This is a genomic window from Aquabacterium lacunae, assembly GCF_004310865.1.
Taxonomy (GTDB): Bacteria; Pseudomonadota; Gammaproteobacteria; order Burkholderiales; family Burkholderiaceae_C; genus Aquabacterium; species Aquabacterium lacunae.
Map to the genome: position 1 here is coordinate 1 of NZ_SIXI01000040.1, position 681 is coordinate 681.

Annotated in this window: 1 protein-coding gene; it reads left to right on the top strand. The window is 55.4% G+C overall.

The window, feature by feature from the left end:
- Nucleotides 1-16 precede the first annotated feature (16 nt).
- Entirely contained in the window at nt 17-547 is a 531-nt protein-coding gene (locus EYS42_RS16910; RefSeq protein ID WP_130969384.1) for a hypothetical protein, read from the top strand.
- The last annotated feature ends 134 nt before the right edge of the window (nt 548-681 follow it).

The following is a 681-nucleotide window of genomic DNA, read 5'->3' on the forward strand; positions in this document are numbered from 1 at the left end:
GCGTTAGGCCTACAAGATGAAACATTGCGCCATCACGTTCCAGCCCAAAGACCACTCCTCGCTGGCGCGGACCAACGAGTTCTTTCAAATGGTCAAAGCCGCGAAAGCATCGGGCGATACAGAAGACACAGCGGCGTTCGAGTCCTACCTTAATGACCAAGAACGCCAATACTTCTGGCATCCAACTCCAGACGAAATGGCGCAATGGAACATGGAGTGGAATGCCACGCCCGTCAACGTTCGTCTGTCCCCGTCTATGCCAACACCACCGTGGGACTTCGAGTCAATGCTCGCATCCCTCTGGGATGGCGAATACGATCTCATTGAGATTCATGCCTATGAGGGCCATCACTCGATGTCCTTCGAGCCGCACGCCTATCCATTCGGTGGCACGGGCTGTATGGTTGCCATGCTGGAGTGCTTCGGCAACACAGTCATCGGAATCGATGACGGAACAGGGTTCGCTCCATTCAAGCCAAGGCCCATTTGGCAACCAAAGGCAAGCATTACTCAGCAGAAAAAGTCCTGGCAGTTCTGGCGCAAGTAAGAATGAGCACCTGTCACCAGCCTAACTGTCGGTTCAACGCGGACGCCAACACTGGCCATGGCTTCGCCATTTTTATGGCCAGTGTTGGTGCCCTACGCGCTTCGCGCTCCGGCGCCGGTTAACCTGGGCGTTAG